Below are 20105 nucleotides of genomic sequence, written 5' to 3' on the forward strand. Positions count from 1 at the left end.
CGAGGGCCGCGGCAAGCGAGCGCCCTAGTGTGAGTTGTGGCCGCCAATGAACTTGCTCAGGAACTGCCGCGTGCGTTCGTGCTGCGGTGTACTGAGCAGCTGTCTGGCGTCACCCTGTTCGACGATCACCCCGTCGTCGATGAAAATCGCCCTGTCGGCCACGTCCCGCGCAAAGCTCATCTCGTGCGTGACGATGACCATGGTGCGCTTTTCCTCGGCCAGACCGCGGATGGTGGCGAGCACTTCGCCGACCAATTCCGGATCGAGCGCCGAGGTCGGCTCGTCGAACAGGATCACGTCCGGCTGCATGGCCAGGGCGCGGGCAATCGCCACGCGCTGTTGCTGGCCGCCGGAGAGGCGTCGGGGATAGGCGTCTTCTTTGCCATTGAGCCCCACTTTCGCGAGCATAGCGCGGCCGCGCTCGATCGCCTCGCTTCGCGGCTCCTTCTTCACCTGCACCGGGCCTTCGATGACGTTTTCCAGCGCGGTCCGATGGGGGAACAGGTTGAAGTTCTGGAACACGAAACCGACGTGCTGGCGCAGCTGACGGATCAGCCCCTGCTGCGTCTTGAGCGGCCGGTCCGCATCGATGTGGATTTCGCCCACGCTGATCTGACCACCGCTGGGTTGCTCCAGCAGATTGAGGCAGCGCAGCAGGGTGGTCTTGCCCGAACCGCTGGGGCCGATGATCGCCAGCACCTCGCCGGGCGCGATGTCCAGGTCGATGCCCTTGAGCACCGCCTGGCCCCTGAAGGATTTCTTCAGATTGCGCACGGCGATCATCAGGCGTCCTGCTCGTGGCGGTTGACCCGGTGTTCCAGGCGCCCCTGGAAGTATGCCAGCACGCTGGCCAGCAACCAGTAGATCAGCGCAGCGGCCAGGTACATGGTGAAGATCTCGAAGGTGCGCGCGGTGATCAGCTGCGCCTGGCGAAACAGCTCCGGCACCTGGATGGTGGCAGCCAGGGCGGTGTCCTTGACCAGCGAGATGAAACTGTTGCCCAGCGGGGGCAGGGCGGTGCGTGCGGCCTGCGGCAGGATGGCCCGGTACAGGGTCTGCGCGCGGCCCATGCCGATGCTCGCGGCCGCCTCCCACTGGCCACGGTCGATGGAGGCGATGGCGGCGCGCAGGATCTCGGCGGTGTAGGCCGCCATGTTCAGCGAAAAACCGATCAGGGCCGCCGGTAGCGGATCGAGCTGGATACCCAGTTGCGGCAGGCCGTAATAGATCATGAACAGCTGCACCAGCAGCGGCGTGCCGCGGAAGAACGACACGTAGACCCGCGCCAGCCACTGCAGCGGCCAGAACGCGTACAGCCGCAGCAGCGCCAAACCGAAGCCCATCAGCAGGCCGAAGAACATCCCACCCAGGCTCAGCACCACGGTCCACCATGCGCCCTTCAGCAGGAAGGGCAGGGAGTCCAGGACCAGCTGCAGGCTGCCCTCGATCATTGCGTGACGTCAGCCCCGAACCACTTCTCTGATAGCTCCTTGAGCGTGCCGTCGGCGCGCAGCCTGGCTATGGCTTCGTTAATGGCGGCGAGCAGCTGCGGGTTGCCCTTGCGCAGGGCAACGCCGGACTCCTGGCGGGAGAAGGCGTCACCGGCCACGGCCAGGCGATCGCCGGTATTCTCGACCATCTCGAAGGCGGCCAGTCGGTCGACCAGGATCACGTCGATGCGGCCGACGGCGAGGTCCTGGAACTTGGTCGGGTCATCGTCGTAGGTGCGGATATCGGCCTGTGGCACGTTCTCCTTCAGCCACTGCTCGTAGTTCGTACCCAGACCCACCCCGACCTTCTTGCCGGCGAGGTCGGCCGGATTCCTGATGCTGTCCGCATCGGCCTTGCGGGTGAGCGCCTGGATGCCGGAGACGGTGTAGGGCGTGGAGAAGTCGTACTTCTGCTTGCGCTCCTCGGAGATGGTCACCTGGTTGATCACGACGTCCAGGCGCTTGGATTCCAAGGCGGCGAGGATGCCATCCCACTTGGTCGGCTGAAACTTGGCCTTGACCCCCAGTTCCTCAGCCAGCGCGTTGGCGAAGTCCACCTCGAAGCCGGTCAACTGGCCACCGGCATCCTGATAATTGAAAGGTGGATAGGTGCCTTCCAGGCCGACCTCGAGCACCTTATCGGCCTTGACCTCATCCAATAGGTCGGCCGCGAACACCGGCATGAACAGGCTTCCGAGCAGCAGGCTCAGACCTCCGAGCAGCAAATGGCGACGCAGGATCGCAAACGTCATGGCAGGCCTCCAGGGGGAACGGAATGGTCACATAACTCTAACGATGGGCATTTATTCGACAAAATAATTAGAAGGCATCAGAGCCAACGCCATAGGAATATGGCGTTATGCACCCAGTGCCCATGGATAATAGGCGAACAATGCAGGGGCACCACCGGTGTGCAGGAACAGCAGCGGGCCCGTGCCGGGGAAGGCACCCTGGGCCAGGCCGCCGAGCAGTCCGGCGAAGGCTTTGCCGGTGTACACCGGATCGAGCAGCACGCCTTCCTGTTCGGCAAGCAGGCGAATCGCGGCCAGTGTGTCGGCATTCGGTTCACCGTAGCGCGGGGCGAAATACTGGTCCCACAGCTCGACCTGTAACCCCCCTGGTACCTCGACACCGAGCAGCTCGGCGGTGCGCTGCAGCAGCCCCTCGACCTTGGGCCGTTGTGTCGCCTCCGGGCGCGACACGGTAACCCCGGCCACCCGGCTGCCGGGTCGGGCATGCTCCAGCGCTAGCGCCAGACCACTGTGGGTCCCGGCGCTGCCCGAGGCCAGCACCACGGCGGCAAAATCCTCGCCCGTGCCGTGCATCTGCTCAGCCAGCTCCAGGCCGGCGCGCACATAGCCCAACGCACCAAGCGCATTGGAGCCACCGATGGGCACCACGTAGGGTTTGTGCCCGGCGCTGCGCAGACGCTCGGCGGCGGCCTGCAGCAACTCTTCGGCATTGTCCAGGTTGGTAACCGCTTCGATCTCGCAGCCGAACAGGTCGAGCAGCAGACGATTGCCATTACCCAGGTAGTTGCCCTCGTCGGTGCCCAGCGAATTCTCCAGCAGGGCCAGGCAGCCAAGACCCAGCCTGGCCGCCAGGGCTGCGGTCTGACGCACGTGGTTGGACTGAATCGCACCGGCGGTTACCAGCATATCGGCGCCCAGAGCTAGCGCCTGGGCACCGAGGTATTCGAGCTTTCGCGCCTTGTTGCCACCGAACGCCAGCGGGGTGAGATCGTCACGCTTGATCCAGATATCCCGACCCAGGTGACGTGAAAGACGCGGTAGACGTTCCAGGGGTGTGGGGGCGGTAATCAATTCAAGGCGCGGGAAGCGGGCGAGGGCATCGGTGAGCATCGGGCAGGCTTCTGAACAGAGATGAATCATCACTGTAGAAGGCAATTCAAAGCTGCACCAAGTCGATATTGGCGGAGTGCTGACAAGCTGCGCATGCTAGGCGGCTTCCCAGTTCTCTGTGGAGCCTTGCTATCCTTCGGTCGCTACACCAGAGCCTCGGCGACGCCGTGGCAGACTCACCCGTCTCAGGAGAACCTGTGTGGCTCGCGTTGACTTAGACGTTCCGTTTGCCGAGAAGGACGAGGCAAAAGCGGTTGGAGCCCGTTGGGATCCGCAGGCCAAGACCTGGTATGTCCCCGAGGGCAAGGAAACGACTCCCTTTGCGAGATGGCTCCGCCAGCAAGGCGATGCAGACTTGGCGAATGAGCCGGAATTCAAAATCCGGTCGCCTTGGTACTTCCTTGTTGAGTCGTCATCGCACTGTTGGAAATGCGGCAGCCCGACACAGGTGCATGCGTTCATGCTGCCGGAGGATCACGAGCAGTTCGAGTACGCAGACGAGGACGATGAGGCGTTTACCCTAGCCAGTCCCCGCGGTTACTGGATGCGCCAGGGGGAGGTGGGAACGGTGTCGAATGTGTATGGCTTGTCGCCGAAGGTAGTGACGCAGCTTCGGTCCCATACGCCCCGCTATAGGCCTGCCTACAGCCAACAGGCCGGGGCTACCTACTACATGAATCACTGCAAGCACTGCGGGGCCAAGCTGGGTGACTTCTATATGCACTCAGAGCCGGGTGGTGCGTTCTTTCCAATGTCGGCTGCCGACGCAAGCAAGATGATCCTGCGCAAGGTCGACGCGCCGTTCGAGGCGAATGGCAGTGTGGGATATGCATCGGAGAATTTCGTCGAGTTCATGCAGCACAAGGATGACCAGTGAGTGCCAAGCATCGAGGTAGCGCTACATGAGCTATGGGTTAGAAGACGCTTCAGGGGGAAGCAACGAAGAGGTCGTCGAGCTGCTGCGCCAGGCCAAGCTGATCGCGGTGCGTTATCGCCAGCTCACCGGTAAACCGTTGGGTATTACAGGAGAAGTGGCAGAGTTCGAGGCGGCCGCCATTCTTGGTTTGGATCTGCACGCGGCTCGGACCGCGGGCTATGACGCAACCGAGATGCGAGACGGGAAGCCCGTTCGGGTGCAAATAAAAGGTCGATGCATCGCTGACCCGAAGCGCGTAACGGGGCGGGTCGGAAAGATCGATCTCAGGCAACCTTTCGATACCGTACTGCTGGTCCTACTGGACATGGACCTGAATGCGCTTGCGATGTACGAAGCGGAGCGTGTTGCTGTCGAGGCACTACTCACCAAGCCAGGATCAAAAGCCCGCAATGAGCGCGGATCGGTTGGCATTAATCAGTTCAAAGCGATCAGTACGGTCCGTTGGGCAAAGAACAGCGTTCCGCAGATTCCAGGCGAGCATTTGGCAGGTGTTTGGGCTCTGCAGCCCTAGCCGGACATATCTCCGACTTCCAGAGAAGACCGAGTGCGGTAGCTAGGTCTAAGCCCACGGCGAGGTTGCGAGCACTGAACCTATTTGTTAGATTTGGCCTGCGCTGGGTAGGCGCAACTCACCCGTCAGTGGCAGCTGGAAATCGGCACTACCCTGTAACACCACGCGTAAGGCCAAGGTTTCCTCTGGTCCCTCAGCAACGTAGGCGGGTGGCGTATGCAGAAGGGGCGAGGATAAAACCATGCGCCATCTTTCAAGTTCCGCACTTCCTTCATCTCTATCTGGCCTCAAGCGACTGGCGAAGTCGATCCGTAGGCAACAAGAGATTCCTCATTTCCAAGCGCTTAACCAGGCCGCCCAAAACTGCGGCTATCAAGACTATCACCATGCGCGGCGTGTCCTGGAGCGACTGCTCGCAGGCGACCTGCCTTCGGAGCGAAGCAATAGCATCTACCTTTCGGCCTACTGGCGCGACAGGTCGGCCAAGCCATTCCAGTGGGGTTTGGAAACGCTGAAGATTGAATTGCCCAGTCCGCTGCATGCAATCGTCAAGAAGCACCAGTGCGGTAGTGCCCGGAACCTTGAGGCCTTTTACATCGAGTTCGAAGATCACCTTGAGATGCGTGGGGATGTGGATTCTCAAGGACGAGCGCGTGAGCTGCTATGCCGAGCCGCGTTGACCCTTCAGTTCATGGAGGCGACTGGTCTGCGTCCGGCAACAACCAAGCTTCAGCGGAAGGGGATGCTGGCCGTCGATGAATTTCCTAAGCGTGATCATCTGTCACGCTGGGTGGCTCCATCTGGTCAGTGGGTCGCTCTAGACGAGCCCTATGATCACGTGACCGAACCAAGCGTGATGGCCGCGCGAGCGGCCTGGGTGGAGAGCCGCGGACTGTTCTGGGCTCGACCAACGTGGAGTGGGCTTTATTACCCTAACCACGCGGTCCCCCATCTAATCTGCGCCGACAAAGGGCTACTGCAGCAAGTGGTAAAGACGATCGAGGCCATGCCTGATATCGTGTGTCTTGACGCGGATAAGTGGCAGGGCACCACTGCTGACTACCGCTCACAGTTCGTGAGTCCGGCCCGCGAGGCTGCAGGTGCTAAGCGGAAGTCTCGTCCTGGTACGACCTATGGGGCTAGCAAAAACGCGATTGAATACTGGCGCCGCCCAGGCTTCAAGCCGCTGTGGCGCCCCTATCCGTCCATGCACTTGGCTGATCACGTTGCGTTGGGCAAAATCTTCCAGAGGCTGAGAGTTTCAGGTCTCCGCATCGATGCTTACGACATGCTCGGTGGCATTCGGTCCGAGCTCGAAGACTGGATGGTGGCGGAAAACTCCTGGGGCAATCGGAAGTGCACCAGGGATGAAGAGGATGCGTACTACAGCGGGATTGAGTTCGCGCGGTACCGGACAGCCAGAGAGCAGCTGAGGGCTGTCGATCGAGTCCATGCCATTCTGACCCGGTCGTATCTCGATTGCGCCCCCCTGCGTAAGATGCTTCAACGCCTAGATGCTGCACGCGCTGTAGTGGCGGCATCCGTCGGGTCGTAGCGACGAATACCCAGAAGGAGGTTAGCCTCCTTCTGCTCTCTGCGGGAGCCAGCAGAGAGCAAAGCAGGCGTCGATAGGCGCTTAGTGTTCGATGAGTCTTGGTGACCGAGCAACCCACAGCTAACCTATGTGTTAGAGAAGCCCTAGCGCAGTTGCCATCGCCACGGCCGCCGCAATGTTGCGAGCACCGAGCTTGCACATGGCGTTCTCCTGGTGGAAGCGAACGGTCCGCGGCCGCAAGCTCAGTATCACGGCAATCTCCTCCTGCCCCTTGCCGCGCGATGCCCAGAGCAGACACTCGCGTTCACGCCGTGTCAGCGATCGATATCGGCAACCCACCACCAAATGGCCGACCCGCAGGTGTAGCGTCGTGGCAACGCCCGACAGCAAAAGCGCATCGCGAATACAGATGTCTCTTCTATGATCACTTTCCACCGCCTGGCTGATGCTGAGCAACGCGAGCTGCTCGCCGCGCACATGGACCGGGATTGAGGCGCCCCGACAAACATCGATGCCATGCCGCCTGGCGCAGGCCAGGAACGCTGCGTCAGCCGAGCAGCACGAAGCCTGCACACTCACGTCCCGCCAAAGGAAGGGAAACGCATTACACCGCGCATGACGCACAAACGGATCTATGCACTGATAGCCTTGCGTGCGATACAGCTGCTGCCAGCAACCGTGATGGTTCGAGACGAGCAGGGGAGACGCACCCAGCACGGCGCTCTCCACCCGAACGAAGGCATATTGCTCGATACCCAGACCGGCAAAGAGCCTGCCCAACACAGTCCGCAGATCATTCAGCGAATCCGTCTCGGACAGCTCATGCACCGCACGCCTGATCAGCTCCAGTTTCACGCCAAGTCTCCGGAAGCAATCACCCAAGGCAAACGTCAAGGCGAAACGATCAGCCTCCCCAAAACGACAAGAAGCCAAAAGGCACTGAGGCGTAACAGGGCAAACGACGCAAACAGCGCGATGAGCCCACACCGAGGACCAACGATAGGATCAGAGCGGGCCGCCCAAGCGGACGGCCCAACGGCTCAGGCTTGCGCCGATTCCGTCCCGAATGCCCGTCGATACAGCACGACCATCTCGTCGAGCAGTTCCTGGGCCGCATAGCCCAGCAGACGCGCACGCAGGTCAAGGGTCTGCACGCCCTCGTCCTCGGTCAGCTGAAGCAAAAGGCCCCGGATCATCTCGACACGCATCTCCGCCTCGGCCAATGGACCGGAAGACGAAACGGCAGTCGAACAACGCAAGGGGGCAGTGGAAGGAAAGGCCAGGAGATTGGAAGGATGTTCAGTCATGGCCCACCTCGCAGCGCGAAGTGACAACATAACGGTCAGACAACGACGAAGCGACAGGGTGGGGCGCGGGCGTAAAAAGGAGGTAGTGCATTCTGCTTGTGCTCCTTGGTTTGATTAAGGAGCCGTCACCCGCCGTTGCTACGCGGTTATGGGTGGCGGACCGCACGGGGGTAGCAAACCGGAAACCAAGGGAACCGGCCAGGCCGAAGCCTGCCCCGCACGGCCCGCCATAGCGTCGCCACAGCGCAGTGCAAAACACTGACTGTGCGCTACGGCGCAACCGCGCCCTGGTTTTCTCAGGTTGCTACACCCGGCCGTGGGATTTACCACGACGCGGACAGTCTAGCGCGGGGAATTGGAAGGCGACAAGCGTGCAGGCGTACGCATTCGTAAGGCCTTAGGCCGGGGCTGTGCCGAATGCCTAAGTGCTTTGCGCGTAAACGATTGATAGTCTGCAGAAGCATCAAGCGACAGAATCAGCTCTTCGTTAATCTCTATACGGGTGCTTGTGGAGCAAGCTTGATGAGCTCAAGTGCCGATAGCTTAGGCGAGGGTAGCGCTATGCTCTGTGGGGTTTCGCCAATTATGGAGACGTAACGATGAAGCAAATGCAAAAGGAACAAGCGATATTTCTCGCAGCTTTCCCGCTCTGCGAAAATCGTGCTGTGAGCGCTTTCTTTACGTAGTTCATAATTCGCAAGAGCGTCATCTAGCTCTATGTTGTCGATAAATAGAGCAGGGCTCCTGTTATTGTCCTCATCCTTAATCTTTATGAGAAATGCTAGATCACTATAGCCAAGTCTTCCAGCTTTGATGTGATAAGGCTTTCTTGCGACCTCCCCTAAACGTGAAGCATGAGAATTTGAGAGTCCGTCAAACGCCCAAAACCGAATGTCACATTCGAAATAGGCATAGATCTGCAAAAGACTCTCAGGGGCCGATACGATACATTGAAGAGCCTGATAGGTGTTCGCCTTCTCGGCAGCCTGTAATCTCAAATGCATGAGCTGCAGAAATGGCAAAATATGGTTTCGGTTCGAACGTTCACAAATGTATTGCTCAATTCGAAGGGTGGGGCAGGATGATTTGACTGAAAGAAAGCCTGAAAGCAAATCTATGAGCGTTTTCCACTTGGAAATATCTGATACTATCCAGCTGTTGTGCTCAGGAACCTTAGGTTTTTGGCTGTTTAACAGCTTCAGCAAAGTGCGACTTGCAGTATCCCATTCTTCCGTTCTGGAGAATACGTCACTAGTAGATTTGCAAAATATAGCTAGGTGACGCAGAGTTAGCCAAAAAATCCTATTTTTTTTGTCAGAGCCGTACATCATTTCAATGACTGAGCGAGCTGAGTCAAAATTTCCATCTCTAAACTGAGTGCTCAGTGTTTCAATCCATTGAGAGTCCGGCAACTTTGATAAAGTAGTGTTCGCGGCCCACGCTAGCATCAAGAAGCCCAGTTCGCTATTTTTGTTTAGTAATATTGGATTCCAATCATGGTCCCTGATGAAGCTTAGGGCGCTTGGGTAAAAGTTTGTGTCTAGTAAATTAATAAGAGATTTTTTATAAGTATGAGAGCTGCTTACGGGGTCAAGCCAATCTAGAGTTCGCTTGCATATTTCTGGAGCACGCTGCTGTAGATATAAGGTAAGACCCTTACCTTTCTTGTTTCTGACTTCGTCGAGTAAAATCTCAACAAGGTCTACCAACCCCGCAGTAGCTCTATGCAGAGCGTCGCAGACAGCATCATCAATACCTCTTTTTGCACCGATTTCGCTGAGCTCGGCGCGAGTATACCCTTTTAGCATCTTGCTACGATGACCTTGGCCCCAGTCAGATGCTAAAAAAGGAGCTTTGTCGGGATCCATAACTTCCCAGCGTTCGCGCAGAACCGTGAGGGAAACAGGCATTGTAACGACTGTTTTTAGATTATAGGTGTGTTCGAGATCTCGTAATGCTGACCCAATGTCTTCGCCTAGTTTATCTAGAGCTTCGTGAAAACGATGTATTACTAGAATAGGAATAAGGCCTTGGCGGCAGACCTCCGCGCAGGCGAGCTCGAGAATAGTACGCGCATCATCGTTCTCAATGCTGATATGATCCACTTGCCATTTCCCCGCAACGCTAGTCGCGAAGGCTAGTTCACTTCTGAAGTCCGCTGTATCTAACGAAGCTATTGCGAGGCTGCTGCACTTATCTCCGATTACTTCGCTGATGTATGCTTTTGATGTTAATTTACTAACTAGTCGCCTCTCGCCGTTCATTGGTGGGCAGACCAATATGTAATTGCTTCTCCCGAGTTGCCAGCTTTTGATTATTTCTGAGAGTACAGTTAGTTGAGCGCTCGGTACCATATTATGAGGCCTGTTGAGATAGTTCAATGAGCTGGTGGTCAATATTTGCCCATAGTCGACCTGACGCCTTTCGGATGGATTCACCGAGAATTGGTATTGAAAAATCGATTTCCGGCACAGACTCTGTTTCGATCAAGCGCATCAGGCCTAATTTAATACAAATATCGAGGCCGTGCTCGATGAGTGCTTTAGGTAGTTTGTAATGAGATACCAGGCGGCTCTCGCTCGAGGTGATTTTTCCGCGATAGCTTTTATGTCCGCTTATAGGACTATGCAAGTCAGCAAAGGAGTAGAGCACAGCCTTTGCAATTGTCGCGTCTGTGCTTTTCTCTAACGATATAGTTGTACGTAGATCATCAGAGCCTGGGTCGCCGCCCATGTCATCGAGCTTAGATATCCCCGTGGTTTTTGACAGTAACGCTCTAAGCCCTTCGTTTATATCGCTTTTCAAGATGTGTGATTGCTTCGCGATCGCATAAGTCGCACCAGCTACGAGCTTCATATAGTAAGGAATGCCCGCGCAAACCCATATTAAGTGCTCAAGGCTATCCTTCGGTAGATCATAATAAAATTTAATCTTGTGAGGTTCAATAATCTCTCTGGAGGCAGACTCCATTACGTCTGTTTTGCAGGAGAACGGAGTTAGTTCAAGGTGGTCAATGCTATTATAAAATGGCGATGAAGCATCTGTGATAAATATCTGTTTGGCTGCGGACGATCCAGCGAAAACAATGCCTATATCGCGCCTATCTGTAATCATGTGGCGGATTTGCCATAATATGTCCACCGCGGTATTTCTCTTAGTGCTGCCTTCAAAGTACATTGACGCAAATCGATCAACCTCGTCGATAAGAAAGATTATCCGGGTAGCATTGTCTCTATCGCTAAGTAACAAAGTCGAAAGCTCGCCTATGAAAGTTCCAGTGTCTGAGTCAAAAGGCAGCCGACGACCGATGGCCTCAAAGTCCGTGTATAGTTCACGAAGCTCCTTATTTGCTGGAACTGTTCTGATCCTTCTCCACATCCAGCGATTGAACGATGCGCTGTCTTCAAACGTCTCGTCTAGCGTCAAGTACACGACCAGATTATCCCGGTGTGCCTTATGAGAGAACGCATCCAGTATTCGAAACAGCATTGTCGTTTTCCCCGACCTGCGTGGGCTGGATATCCAAAGACTACGAACAGTTTTACTTTCAAATAGCGCTTTTTCGATTTTACGCTCGTCGATCACCCTTGCGACATAGCTCTCTCCCCGCATGTGTTTGTCAGGGAAGTTCTCAAAGGCGTCGTCTATTTCATCGGGCGTGAGGGGCTCAAAAGGCGTTTCACCTGAAATTGTAAAGACGAATCTCTCAGTGAAACCTGACGTGACTCCAGTCAGCGATATGACAGCACAAGTCAGCTCGCTAACAAAGGTTACAGCTAACTCGTCGAGCAAGATGAAAGACACCGGTAAGGAGGTGTCGGTGAAGAACGGACCTTGTAACTGTTCATATAACGTCCCGTCCGCAAACCTCACCGGACTGTTCGCGGGCAGCTGCAAGCTAATGCTGTCAGGGCTATCTACGCGTCTGGGCTCGATGCGAATAATGCCCCTTAAGGTTCCGTCAAGCTGTCTTTCTAGGCCGCCTAAGAGCGATAGCCTTGCTGGATTTTCACTCTGCGGTATTGATTTGCTTAATATTAAATCAGCGAAAATTTGGAAAGGCTTAGCCTGGATACTCTTTTTAAGGTCGAAGAAACCTTGTAGTAAATTGCTATTTCCGGTTATGAGCGCATCATTAGCAACCTTTGCTAGGGCTTCCGCTTTGCGTCGCTCCAGATCTATGGGCGGTAGAGTTAAGCAGTATTCCAGTGCTGTTGCAGACTGCAGCTTCCAAGCTAAATACATAAACAACGCGCGGGCGTCTGCTTGCTTTTGCTCTCCAGCGAATTTGTCCCAAAAAGACTTCAGTACGGTATTTTCCGAACCAGCGTTTTCGAATGCCTGCCTGAAGCTATGCTTGTGCGCTATCGTAAGATCGATGTTTGAGTTCAATAATTGTAGATTCTCGAGCGGTGTCCTGCGTGCTTCCGTTTTGCCGCTAACTTCATCCGCCAAGGTGTTAACGAACCGTGCGGCCATGTCTGCTATAAGCACGCGGGTTGCTTTCTCTTGGAGCATAAAGCGGGATAGCGTTGAACTCGTTCTGTCGTTGACAAGCCTCAAAATGGCAGAAAGCTCGTTGTGCTTGAACGAAGTTGTTCCTCCGACACATTCGCTAATAGACCAGTTTGCCAAGTGTTCTAGCGAATCAAAATTCAATTTACTAAGGCTAGCGAGTGAAAATTCGCTTACCCCAGTCCAGTCTCTAGCATTAATTAATTTTGTTAACTCTTGATCCGGACGGTGATGCGGATGGGCTTGGCTATTGAAGGCTTCTTTAGCTTTGATTTTTAGCTCTTCATAGCAATCCACGCTTAAATCGATGGTAGCTTCGCTTGGAATAACAAATGAGGGCGGTTGTGCTTGCCTTTCATCCGATTTCGTTTGTAAATAGCTAACACCTTTTTCTTCGAAAAGGTTGATGATTCTATCCGCGTTCGACTTGCCTTCAATGGCGAGGTTTTGCCAAAGGTGGGCAGTGTCTAGGAGAATAGATATCAGAGGGGACTCTTCATCGAATAGGGCTTGATCATGACGTATATTGATAAGCAGAATTCTGCCTAGCTTCTTCAGCTGCGACACGTACGTCGCAAGGAGGGTCCTGCTTCTGCTAAGCTCGCTAACGATAGGTTCTATAGCTTGCTCTAAATAATAAGCCACTGACTCAGAGACTTCGATCGTTGGGAAGTACTTGGCTTGATCGAGGTGATTTAGGCAATCGGAAAGCTCTTCTTCGAAGCCAGTCGAATTTAATGTAGCTAGCTTCTCAATAACCAAAATGTGCCTTCGTCTGTCCTGATTTTTGAAGAGCAGTTTTTCAACTTCCGATTTCAGGGCGTCATTGTCTTTGTGTTGTTCCCTTTCTGGTTGGCCGCCGAGTCGCTCGATTTTTCTCAACAACTTTTCTTTCGCTTCAAGGCTCTGAATTTCTCCCTTTTTTTGTATAGAAACACGTTCAGCCTTGTCTACCGTGGCTTCAGCCTGTCGCCATTGCTGGTTTTCGATATGGTTTTCAGCCTTAACAAGTAGATCGCTGACCTCCGAATACCCTCTCAGGTTATCTAGCGCAGCTACTCGCTGAGTAAGATTTGCAACAACCTCATCTATTAATTTTTCGACTTTTCGGTCTAGGGCAGGTGGTATTTCTTCAGCGGAGTCATCAACTATGGACGAATAACCCTCAAATATTTCGTTTTCTATATAAATATTAATAAGGTTTTCATGCGAAAGTAGTCCTAAATCGGCAAGGAAGTCATCGGTGTAAATTTCTTCATAGGAGATTGGGACCTCGATCGGCTTCGCAAAGGCGCGAGGGTGATACGCATCAATATTGCTGAAGTTGGTTTTATGGTTTATACCCTTTGCTAGTTCCCTGTTGTCGCATGGGTAGCTATTTAGTTTAATCGGATGGTCTGAACAAGTCGCTTCCAGCCAAATTCTTACTGCGGTGCAATCAGAATCTCTCGCTTTAAAGATACCTTCTATAGCTTTCTGTAGGTTTTTTAGTGGCTCGCTAACGACGGTTTGGTGTTGGAGCGTGACGGATTCGTACACTTTAAGCCAATTATTAATCTCCGTGATCTTTAGGTTGACTTGTGTCCTGACAAATTTGTCATATTCGGATCTTTTCTTCAAATGGTCTGGTATTTGAGACTTCCAATCTGACAAGTGGTATTCGATCTCAAAACTATTGTTCCAGAGCCTAAATGCATCGATGAATGGCGCAATTCCTTGTCGCTTAAGTATCTCAAGCAGTGGCGCAAAAATATCCTCATACGCAGCTTGCCATATATGGGCGTAGGTAGTTCGCCCCCCCTTTCTTCGAAAGGTTAATATTTCGTTTAGCTCGTCTTTGAATTTGGCAAGTGATGCTTTTTCGTGAGTGCTAGTGGCTTTCCCAATCTGTGACCTGGATATGCACCATGCTATTGACGCGTAACTTATTGGATCAGTCCCAGGTGCTGAGACTAACTCGTAAATGGCAGAGAAGAAAGTTCTAACGACCACGTTGTGGTGCGTGTTTGCGATGTCGCTCAGTGGGCTGCTGCTCCAATATACATAGTATTCACGTGTGCTTTTAACTGCTTGGAAATAAGCGTCGAGTTGGCATAGCGCTACGAGTGTCCTAAGCTCGGCTTGTGATTTCGCAAGTGATTCCTGTTGAGCCAGTGTTAGCCATGAGATAGACTGAATGATTTTTGCAATAGTGGCGTGGTCTTGCGTTGATAGTTGCGAAGTAACCATGCTGGCGAAATCAGTTTGGAAGTCATCGAGCGTATAGCTTAAAGCTATTCCTAGGCTTGGCCCTAGCTTCCTTGCAAGAATGTAATAAGCTGTGAGTTCTCGCCAAGTCTTCTTGTCAATAAGTTCGTCCTGGAACAGATTCCAAGAGAGGTTTAATAGGTTTTTCTTAGCTGAGCCTCGTATAGTCTCTAATGCCTCTAAACCAGCTTGGCATGTTTGGTTTTTATTAAGTTTGCTCTCTAAAATCGCTTTAAGTTGTTCATGGCTGACTTTCATTGACGGCGACAATGGGGGCTCGAACTCACTAATGTTGCTTTGGTCTATTCGTGAGGCGAGATCTAGTAGCTGTCGGTTGTCCTCGATTCTACGTGTTAACGAAGCGATCCAGTTTCTATGCGCTGAAAGCTGGAGCTTTGGCGGCTCGGGCAGTTCTATCGCGATGCAAAGTCGTTCGGCTTCAGATAGTAATTTGCAGTCGATATTGCTAGCGATTTCTTGTGCTCTGCTATTTATGTCGCAGTATAATTCTTCATTACGTTGTGCTAGGTCTTTTAGACTTCGCAGCGTCTGTGTTGGATCGTCGTCGCTTAAAAGCTGCTTTGCTCTGAAAATTATTAGGTTTATTGCTTGGTTGTAGTTATCAAGCTTCGCTTCAAGTGCTAGCTTATCTGCCAGTAGGTGTTCGGTCGTTTCGCACGATATGGTGACTTTAGGGTGGGCGTTATGCTTGGTGTCGGTAGGGGATGGCGGTGAATCAGATTCCAATTCTGTGCTATTTGTGCACTGCGGTTGTAAATCTATGGCCCAGTTCCCAGGCTTCGTAAGGTCCAGCAAGACATCCAAGTTCCTTTCTTGTAATGCGCTTGTAAAACGCAGCTCGAATTCTTGGATCGACTTTTCATGCGGATACTTCGGTTTTGCGATTCGAGAGTTGGTTAATAGCTGCCACACGAACAAGGCTAGATAGTTTACCTGTAGTTGTGATTTTTCAATCCGGTCTACTAGGTCGGGTATTTTATTTAGGTCTGGTAGATATTTGTCTTTGCTGTTCTTGGCTTGCGCAAAAAAGCCCAATTTTTTTAAGCTGGCGAAGCTAAGCGTTTTGTCATTTAGTTCAAAATAAGAATTTATCAGCGTTGATAATGGCGGGTAGTGTTTTTTTTCTTGCGTTAACCATTTGGTGAGAAATAAGCTGCACGTTAAAAGTGAAGCTAGTTTTTCCAAAGCATTATCTTTAGGGCTTAAGGGTGCTGATGACAGGTCTTTTATCAGCGCCCTGATCACTGATCCGCTCTTTGGCATTCGTTGCCAAAGCTTGGCTAGGATCTCTTGATCAACTTGGCCGCTTTGGTTTTCAAGTGCCTTAGGTAGTTGATATATCGCCTGATTTTTTAAGTGTTCTATGGTCATGGAATCAATATCTTGAGTTTTTCACTCGGGTACTAGCATTGTGCGGATGCTAGCTGTGTATTTATACATCTGTTGACTAAGGCTGCCCGATCACCGGCTGTGGCTCTAGCATTCTAGCCTGCGGTGACTTGATGTTTGTAGCCTTCGATCGTAGTAGGACAGAGAATACCTGCGCGGCGACCTGAAAGTGATGTCTGATCATGACCATAACGACTGGCTGGCCCGCTATTTTGAGGACTTAAAAGACCAGTCGCGCAAACGGCTCGCAAAAGAAGCAGATCTGCTTGCCAGGTTTACTGACATGGCAGCATCCAAAGGGGTGATCTAAGTGCAGACTCGTTCGGGTACGTCCAAACCACCGGAATTGTCGCTAAGGCGCAAGGCATTGCTAGGAAGCTTCTAGGGCCGATAACTGCAGAGCGTGATGGGCTGCTGCCGTTCAACGATATTGCGGCACGGCTACCCCCAAGCCACTTTGGTGGTGGGTGTTTTGCTGGTTCTGACTTTATTTTGATGGCCCACCCCTGTTACCGGCGCAGCATGAGCCTAGTGAACAGCTGGGCCCCGCGGTTTATAGAGCTGTTCTGGAGCTTCGACGGTCCCGGGATAGAAAAATACATAGCCCTCGACGAGGACCGGGTTCGGATCGATGTTGACGGTGGGCGCTACTTCGAAGCCGACACATGGTTCGGCGCACCTTTCGACGATGACATCCGGAATATAAAACCCGGTAGCGTCAAGCTGCGACCTCCTCTCGACCTCGATTCGATAGATCTCTCGATGTTCTCGCTGATGCCTATTGCCTAGACATCAAGTGGAGCGAGTCGGATGGAATCAAGTCGTTCCAAGCCCTGGAGATGAAGACGGAGAGCGTCAGGGTCGAGGTCGAAGGGCAGCATTACTTTCCTGCTCGGTACCTGCATGCCGAGTACGACCTCAAGGCCGACTGCTTCAGGCACTTCGATGGCGCGATCCAGCTCTTTACGGAATATGAGTATTTTCAGAGGAGGGATTCTGACTTCAATATGGTCATGAAGAATTCAGCGCACATCAAGGCAAGATCGACCAAGGTTTTCAAAATCAATGGCCCGCTGAGAACAAAAGACTGGGTCGAGTTCTGCAGTCAATTTCTTGCGAAAAACCCGCTTGCCTTCGAGTACTTCACTGGTGAGTACCCGAAGCGCATCACCGAGATCATCGAAAACATCAGGACGCGCTTGTCGTTACCTGCTGGCGGATCGTGACCATTGCGGAGGGGCACAAAAAAGCCCGCCTTAAACGGGCGGGCTTTCAGGTTTCTCCAAGGGGAGGCTAGGTGCCAACGAAATCTCGGAGCAAGCAGCCTTAGGGTACACGGCGCTCGTTACTGAGACTATTGATTGGGAATGCCGATCATAGCGAGCTATGCGGAACAGCGTAGAAGTTAGACCGAACGTCCGGTCCGTAGACCTTTCCGTCTGATCTGAAACAGGGTTTATGGCGTTTCAAGATCCCCACTTCGCACGTGCCCCACTCTAAGTTGACACCTCTGCGCTCAAGCTCGGCTGCCTTGGTTTCCATCTCAGCAATCTGCGCGCGCCGAAACGCGAGCTCTGCTTGGCTTGGTAGCAGGGGGCCAACCAGACGCCATGCTGTCACGCCGATGGCTGCTAGAGAAACGACAAGTATCACGAAGGTCTTGAGGCCTAGCATCCGGGCCGCGCTTCTGTACTGCTTAGCAGCATGGTCAGCTGCCTTGTTCGCCTGAACGAATTTATCAGACAGCAAAGCTGCGGCCTGGGTGGCGGTTTTATCAGCAATGAGAGAAAGGTCTTGTCTCGCAGAGGTGATTTGACCCTCGACTGCAGTCTGAAATTCTCCTAGAGCAACGACCGCTTTTTCGACGTCTTGCTTGGTCCGCAATCCTGCAGTGAGGAGCGAGGTGAGCACCTCGGCTTGACCACGGATTTTCTCGTCGTAGGTTGCGTAATCACTAGCATTCATCAGGCGCTCATCCAAGGCTCGGACCATATGATTTATGTTTGGCGAGCTCCTTCGCTTTTGCCTTATCAAGAGCTAGCTGGTGATTTTCTTCGGCGCGTTCGAACCGCTCCTTTACCCATTCTCGATGCGTCATATTGAGCTCGAGCATGTCCTCTAGAGGAGTGAATTTCAGTACCCCCCCAGGTTCAGCCCAAAGCAGCAAGCCGCCAGTCCCCGAGCTCTCAGTACCGTTAACGGTTTTGACTGCTAGGAGGTAGTCGTGAATCTCCTTGGGGGTGAAGCTGGATTTCTGTAAGGCAATGGCCTTAGCAGTGGATTGGACGAGCTCGTGCAGCCGGCCGTCCCTCGCAGTTTCCCTAGGAAACGCATCCAGATATGGAACGCTGAGGAGTCCTAGCGAATCCTCGGTGGCCTTGGTCTCGACATACCAATGCACTTCACGGGAAATCTCGGAGAGCCCCTGATCTTCAATGACCTGCTTGAGCCCTGCATGCTTACCGAGTTCCTTGCCTAGCCTCGCTCCCTCGGCTTTGAATTCCAAGAGACGGGCCACTCCACCGAAATTCAACAACACGTCGGCTAACAGTCGATCGGCAGGCGTTTGTTGGAGCAAATTGACCGATCCTACCGCAGCTGATTTTGAGCCTTGCTGGAAGTCACGGATGGCATAGCCGAGGGCAAACAAGAAATTCCCGATGGTGATGTTTTCGTAAAGCTTCATTCAGTGCGCTAAATCCTTAGGGCGTAATGAATAAGGGCGACAAGCAGCCACCCGCGCTTAACGCTCATCAGCTCTTATCACTGGCCAGATGCACCGCGGCCACCGTGCTATCCGTCTTCCGGCCAGCAGGTGGGAAGCCCGAGCACCTCAGCGAGCGAAAAGCCGTCGTACCTTTGCAACCGATCCCCGCTAACGATCGCGTGAGGCATCGCTTTCAGTGCTTCAGGGAGTGGATGCGTTGCCCATGGATTGAGATAGATCGTGTGGCGTCGTGAGGAGAGCGAGTATACGGTCAGGTCGTTGAAAATCCATGCGCCGCTAACACGCCTGGCTCGAGGGCCCGACGGGCCAATCCATGCTCCATTTGAAGCACGAGTAATTCTGGCTTCCTCCTCCGGATCTCTAGTATCCAGAACGTACTGCTCCTGCCCGTATAGCGCGTCCATTTCGTCAATTTTATCGAGATGGAACGAGCCGAAATTCACTGCTACCAAGAGAGGCTTATCGAGGTCGCCATACTTTGCGCCCTTGTGCTTGATGGCATCCCGAATGGATGACCACTGATCAATGAGCCCTGCGCCACCATCAAGCATGCCGATCAATGAACGCTTACCGCGGGCCTCAGGTTTAAGTGGATAGGCACGGAGGCGCACTTGCCATCCTTCATGTGCCCATTCGTGTTTGGGGGTTGATTCCAAGCCTCGGCTTTCAGCTTCAGCTCGAACCCTATCGGGGTCGAGTGAGTCCAGCCATTTCAATGTGGCGGCGAGCAGTTTATTACCGCTCGGTTGAGTATCGGGTGTGCCGTCGTACTCAACGAGGACCATGAAGTTAGGGTGGCTAGCCTTACCCAGGGCATCGAGCGTTGAACCAATCATTGCTTCTGCTGCAGGAACAGACTCGTCCCTAATCGAAGCCAAAACAGCCTCGAGATAGAACTCTTCACCCGCGGGTGTTGTGACATGGAAATCAGGGCGTGCCTTTGACCCACTCGGCAGCTCGGGGTGGGGGGACAACGTGTAACCCAGTCGAACCAAGAACGCATAGAGGGCGAGTTCGAACACTGCAGACTTGAAGTGCGTGTCGTCGCCGCATTTGAGCCGAGCGACTAGCTCGGTTCGCTCCTCCTGTGGGTATTCCCCCACAAGGCTTTCTAAGTAATGGCGGACTCGCTCCATTTCCGGTCTAGCGGATCGATCCAAGAAGGCGAAATTACTCTCGCGGTTCGCTTTGGGGCTTGCGTTGGCGCGTTGATAGTCAGTGAAGATCATGTTCAAAACAGTAACATGGAGCTGCTTGGCTAAGCAGGTTGTGGCGGACGCCTCTGAAAAACCACCTATTTTCGAGCGGCATGCCGGCGACCTAGTCGACGTGGTATGTGTGCCAGTTTGGCAGCTCTAGATGCGGAGCAGCGGGGCAAAACATAAGGCTGTTGCGCACATATTGATTTTTGCTAGTTTCAGAACTCCCACCCTAGGTGCTTTGGAGGTCGGCCTTTGAAATCCCGCAAGATTGTTCAGCTGCAGATGAACTCTGGCACACACGCTGCCTTGGTGGCGCTATGTGAAGACGGGTCAGTCTGGCA

Annotated in this window: 17 protein-coding genes; 6 read left to right on the forward strand and 11 right to left on the reverse strand. The window is 53.5% G+C overall.

Annotated elements, in window-relative coordinates:
• Positions 1 to 24: 24 nt before the first annotated feature.
• The 4 genes from tcyN to SM130_RS09640 form a co-directional block, all read right to left on the reverse strand.
• A complete protein-coding gene (tcyN, locus tag SM130_RS09625; protein ID WP_256045030.1) occupies positions 25 to 783 on the reverse strand; it encodes an L-cystine ABC transporter ATP-binding protein TcyN in 759 nt (252 codons plus the stop codon).
• Positions 783 to 1451: a cystine ABC transporter permease gene (gene tcyL / locus SM130_RS09630; RefSeq protein ID WP_256045029.1), complete on the reverse strand. Its 669-nt coding sequence runs from the start codon at positions 1449 to 1451 to the stop codon at positions 783 to 785. The genes tcyN and tcyL overlap by 1 nt, the downstream gene beginning before the upstream one ends.
• Positions 1448 to 2242, reverse strand: a complete 795-nt coding sequence (gene tcyJ, locus SM130_RS09635; protein ID WP_256045028.1) for a cystine ABC transporter substrate-binding protein — start codon at positions 2240 to 2242, stop codon at positions 1448 to 1450. The genes tcyL and tcyJ overlap by 4 nt, the downstream gene beginning before the upstream one ends.
• Positions 2243 to 2347: 105 nt before the next feature.
• A complete protein-coding gene (locus SM130_RS09640) occupies positions 2348 to 3352 on the reverse strand; it encodes a D-cysteine desulfhydrase (RefSeq protein WP_256045027.1) in 1005 nt (334 codons plus the stop codon).
• 199 nt (positions 3353 to 3551) lie between these two features.
• Between SM130_RS09640 and SM130_RS09645 the strand changes: the two genes are divergently transcribed.
• From SM130_RS09645 to SM130_RS09655, 3 genes are all read left to right on the forward strand, one after another.
• Complete coding sequence (locus SM130_RS09645) at positions 3552 to 4229, forward strand: DUF5710 domain-containing protein (protein WP_256045026.1); 678 nt, start codon at positions 3552 to 3554, stop codon at positions 4227 to 4229.
• Between the two features lie 25 nt (positions 4230 to 4254).
• Complete coding sequence (locus SM130_RS09650; protein WP_256045025.1) at positions 4255 to 4800, forward strand: hypothetical protein; 546 nt, start codon at positions 4255 to 4257, stop codon at positions 4798 to 4800.
• A gap of 241 nt (positions 4801 to 5041) precedes the next feature.
• A complete protein-coding gene (locus SM130_RS09655; protein ID WP_256045024.1) occupies positions 5042 to 6355 on the forward strand; it encodes a hypothetical protein in 1314 nt (437 codons plus the stop codon).
• Between the two features lie 132 nt (positions 6356 to 6487).
• Here the strand turns inward: SM130_RS09655 and SM130_RS09660 are convergent, their stop codons facing one another.
• The 4 genes from SM130_RS09660 to SM130_RS09675 all read right to left on the reverse strand — a co-directional run bounded on the left by SM130_RS09660 (position 6488) and on the right by SM130_RS09675 (position 15816).
• A complete protein-coding gene (locus SM130_RS09660) occupies positions 6488 to 7210 on the reverse strand; it encodes a helix-turn-helix transcriptional regulator (RefSeq protein ID WP_256045023.1) in 723 nt (240 codons plus the stop codon).
• A gap of 185 nt (positions 7211 to 7395) precedes the next feature.
• Positions 7396 to 7662, reverse strand: a complete 267-nt coding sequence (locus tag SM130_RS09665) for a hypothetical protein (RefSeq protein WP_256045022.1) — start codon at positions 7660 to 7662, stop codon at positions 7396 to 7398.
• A 494-nt stretch (positions 7663 to 8156) separates the two neighbouring features.
• Complete coding sequence (locus SM130_RS09670) at positions 8157 to 9767, reverse strand: hypothetical protein (protein WP_256045021.1); 1611 nt, start codon at positions 9765 to 9767, stop codon at positions 8157 to 8159.
• Positions 9768 to 10017: 250 nt separating this feature from the next.
• Complete coding sequence (locus SM130_RS09675) at positions 10018 to 15816, reverse strand: hypothetical protein (RefSeq protein WP_256045020.1); 5799 nt, start codon at positions 15814 to 15816, stop codon at positions 10018 to 10020.
• A gap of 190 nt (positions 15817 to 16006) precedes the next feature.
• On the opposite strand from SM130_RS09675, the gene SM130_RS09680 reads away from it, so the two are divergent.
• From SM130_RS09680 to SM130_RS09690, 3 genes are all read left to right on the forward strand, one after another.
• Positions 16007 to 16144: a hypothetical protein gene (locus tag SM130_RS09680; protein WP_256045019.1), complete on the forward strand. Its 138-nt coding sequence runs from the start codon at positions 16007 to 16009 to the stop codon at positions 16142 to 16144.
• Positions 16145 to 16356: 212 nt separating this feature from the next.
• Positions 16357 to 16623: a hypothetical protein gene (locus SM130_RS09685; RefSeq protein ID WP_256045018.1), complete on the forward strand. Its 267-nt coding sequence runs from the start codon at positions 16357 to 16359 to the stop codon at positions 16621 to 16623.
• Positions 16624 to 16673: 50 nt separating this feature from the next.
• On the forward strand, positions 16674 to 17060 hold the full coding sequence (locus SM130_RS09690) for a hypothetical protein (protein ID WP_256045017.1): 387 nt from the start codon (positions 16674 to 16676) through the stop codon (positions 17058 to 17060).
• A gap of 148 nt (positions 17061 to 17208) precedes the next feature.
• Here SM130_RS09690 and SM130_RS09695 read toward each other — a convergent pair whose 3' ends face one another.
• From SM130_RS09695 to SM130_RS09705, 3 genes are all read right to left on the reverse strand, one after another.
• Positions 17209 to 17814 carry a hypothetical protein gene (locus SM130_RS09695; RefSeq protein ID WP_256045016.1) on the reverse strand — a complete coding sequence of 202 codons (606 nt, stop codon included), beginning with the start codon at positions 17812 to 17814 and terminating at the stop codon, positions 17209 to 17211.
• Positions 17807 to 18520 (reverse strand): hypothetical protein, encoded by a 714-nt coding sequence (locus SM130_RS09700; protein WP_256045015.1) that lies wholly within the window; start codon positions 18518 to 18520, stop codon positions 17807 to 17809. Before SM130_RS09700 ends, SM130_RS09695 begins: the two co-directional genes overlap by 8 nt.
• Positions 18521 to 18627: 107 nt before the next feature.
• Positions 18628 to 19797, reverse strand: a complete 1170-nt coding sequence (locus SM130_RS09705) for a hypothetical protein (RefSeq protein ID WP_256045014.1) — start codon at positions 19795 to 19797, stop codon at positions 18628 to 18630.
• Positions 19798 to 20105 lie beyond the last annotated feature (308 nt).

It is taken from the genome of Stutzerimonas stutzeri, assembly GCF_038561965.1.
Lineage (GTDB): Bacteria > Pseudomonadota > Gammaproteobacteria > Pseudomonadales > Pseudomonadaceae > Stutzerimonas > Stutzerimonas stutzeri_AA.